The sequence below is a fragment of the Rhizobium sp. SVR5-9E genome (assembly GCF_056755095.1).
Window position 1 is genome coordinate 1 of record NZ_JBNDHS010000195.1, and the last position, 2,870, is coordinate 2,870.

General features: G+C 58.3%; 3 protein-coding genes and 1 pseudogene. All 4 read right to left on the bottom strand.

Annotated features, from left to right (window positions below):
• Window positions 1-71: 71 nt before the first annotated feature.
• Window positions 72-1,028: an AraC family transcriptional regulator gene (locus tag ACPYOJ_RS34220; protein WP_481420199.1), complete on the bottom strand. Its 957-nt coding sequence runs from the start codon at window positions 1,026-1,028 to the stop codon at window positions 72-74.
• A 271-nt stretch (window positions 1,029-1,299) separates the two neighbouring features.
• The gene (locus ACPYOJ_RS34225) at window positions 1,300-1,749 is read right to left on the bottom strand and encodes a GNAT family N-acetyltransferase (protein ID WP_481420200.1); all 450 of its coding nucleotides are present in this window, start codon (window positions 1,747-1,749) and stop codon (window positions 1,300-1,302) included.
• Window positions 1,750-1,896: 147 nt separating this feature from the next.
• Window positions 1,897-2,607 carry an SDR family NAD(P)-dependent oxidoreductase gene (locus tag ACPYOJ_RS34230; RefSeq protein ID WP_481420201.1) on the bottom strand — a complete coding sequence of 237 codons (711 nt, stop codon included), beginning with the start codon at window positions 2,605-2,607 and terminating at the stop codon, window positions 1,897-1,899.
• Between the two features lie 113 nt (window positions 2,608-2,720).
• Window positions 2,721-2,870 (bottom strand): annotated as a pseudogene (locus ACPYOJ_RS34235) (carboxymuconolactone decarboxylase family protein); the annotation flags it as partial.

Here is a 2,870-nt window from a genome sequence, read left to right on the forward strand (position 1 = left end):
ATCGAGACTGTATTTTCTCAATATGATGCGCGAAAGGATCAAATTGAGGCATCGCAATCTCAGGCGCGCGTCTAGCCACCATTGTGCGCCAGTCGGCGCCATTCCCCCGGCGTCATTCCCATTCTTTCGGCAAACACACGGCGGAATGCCGAAACCGATTGATACCCGACCGTCTCGGCGACAGCCTCGGTGCTGACTGCCGGCTTTTTCAACTCGTTGGCTGCCAGACTCATGCGGAGATCGGTCAACAAATCGAGGGCGGAGCAACCCAATCTGTCTTGAAAGTGCCGCATGAACGTAGCGCGCGACATGCCGCACAAGTCCGCCAGATCAGGGAGTTTCCAGGACCGCGTTGGATCGGCGAATATCGCCGCAATGGCTGGAGCCAGGCGCGGATGGCCGGCGAGCGCCAACAAGCCTTCGGGGGCTTTCTCGGATTCGCTCGCCGCACGTAGTACCAGTGTAAACAGGGCCGAAGAAAGCGCGTTGAGAACGGCGCGCCCTCCCGCTCGGTCGCCGGAGGACTCAGTTCGCATCAACCCCACCAGACTGACCAGTTGGTTGGAAGCAGGCCCGATGCCGTCTTCTCCATGGTGGTCCATAGTCCGCGCCACCAGATTTGTGGGCAGGTAGTTACGGATCAGTCGATCATGGGGCGGCTCGATGAAAAATCGCCCGCACAGCAGATCCAATTGCTCGCCCTGGCCATCGTTCTCGCTCAGCGTCCATCCGGCGGAGTTTCGGCTCTCGTGTGTACGGATTGGCGTTTGTCCGCTGCCGTCGTGCAGCACATGCGCCGCACCGTGAGGCAGCAGTACGATATCTCCACTCACCAGCTCCCTCGCCGTCCTCGCCTCCGGATCCTCCATAATCGCCCGGCCCTTGAGTATGACGTGGTAGGGGATCTCGTTCGCCGCAGCCTGGCTCCAGGCAACGCGCCACGGCGCACCGTAGGCGCAGCGGACCTCGAGCTGGCCGGTAACGGTGATGATTTGCAAGAGATGGCTTAGCCAATCGACTTCGGACATAGGGACCTCGGGAACTTGAAACGCTCAAGCATCTTATCGTAGTTGCACGCCGGTTATACGCGCCACATAGCCCTGTGTGCGAGCTGATTGGACACATAACGAGCAAACTTGTCCGGGGACTGGCCGGCCACACTTCAAAACCCGGCGCGGCGAGCTTTTCTTGCGCGGACTGCCAGGACTACTCCACGGCAGATCTATCGCTACCTTGCCAGGGTCGTGGAGGACAGCGATGCGCCGCACGAGGCCTGAGGACGGATCCGCACCCAGCGTGTCACGCAAATAGCTTTCGGTACTGGATGAAACCCGAGCGGTCAGCGAGACGGTCGTAAAGCTGCATGGCGCTATGGTTGGATTCGTGTGTTGTCCAGTACACTCGGGACGCCCCGCGACGTCTCGCATCCGCATAGACATGTTCGATCAGCGCGCGGCCAATGCCGCTGCCACGCGCATCGTTGGCAACAAACAGGTCTTGAAGATAACAGTAGTCGTCCGTCGTCCAGGTGGATCGATGATAGATCGAATGCACCAGCCCCAATGCTTCTTCGCCCACCATGGCAAGCGCCGCATGCATCGGCTCGACTGGGTCGAAGAAGCGTGCCCAAGTCTCGAGCGTCACGGACTCAGGGATATCCACTTTGTAAAATCGCTGATAGCCTTTCCACAGCGGAAGCCAAATATCAAAATCGTTGCTATCAATGGCTTTGATCTCGACTGATTGCATAGCATGCTCCTGAAATTCTAGACCGCCGTCACTTCCAGCCCGCGCTGCACCGCCGGACGCGCGGGGCCGCGGTCAAACCGCGCTTGCACATGAAGAAAGCGGTCGAAGCCGGCGATCACTTGCTTCCTCCTAGGTGAGCGGCCCATCTCAGCGACCGGCACTTAGCCCACCGTCGACGTGCAGGATCTCTCCAGTGATAAACGTTGCCGAGTCGAGAAAGAGGATTGCGTCGGCGACTTCGCTTGTTTCACCCATGCGTCCGATAGGGTGGAAAGCTCCCAGTGCTTCCTGAGTTTCAGGTGCGTGCATCGGCGTTTTTATGATCCCCGGAGCGACGGCGTTCACGCGAATGCCCTTCTTCGCGTATTCGATCGCCAGTGATTTCGTGGCAGCGTTGAGGCCACCCTTCGTCATAGCCGCCAAGACCGAGTAGATCCCACTGACTGGAGTGGGGCCTATGCTGGCCGTGACGCTCACCACGTGGCCACTCGCACGCTTTTCCATCTCGGCGATCGCGAGTTGCGTGATGTGATAGAAGCCCGCCATGTTCACATTCATCACGGCGGCATAGTCTTCGGCGGTGTGTTCGGTGAAAGGCTTTCCGATGTAGATGCCGGCGTTGTTCACCAGCGTATCGATCCCGCCAAATCGTTCGATACCTTCGGAAATGACACGTTGGGCGGTTGTGGGATCGCCGATGTCACCGGCAATGCTCAGGATGTTCTCGTCGTCCGACCGTTTGATCGAACGTGAGGTTGCGACAATGCGGTAATCGAGCTTTCGGAATGCCTCTACGAGTTTAGCGCCGATGCCTTGTGACGCACCGGTGACGACAACAACCTTCTGTGACTTGTTCATGCTTTTACCCCGGAAAATAGAGTGTCCTAACCTTGTCGGCACATACGAAAAGCCCAGACGCGTTCCCAAGAATCCTGGGTGCATCCGGGCTTTCGTACGCTACCGGATAGAGTTCAGATCGAGCCGGCCGGCCTAACGGCCGGAAAGTCCTTCTCGGGATCGACTACGTTATTGAAAAAGTTCGTCAGGGAGTACATGGCCACCAGCGCGACGATCTCTATGATGTTCGCATCCGTGTAGCCGGCATCGCGGACGGTTTTCAG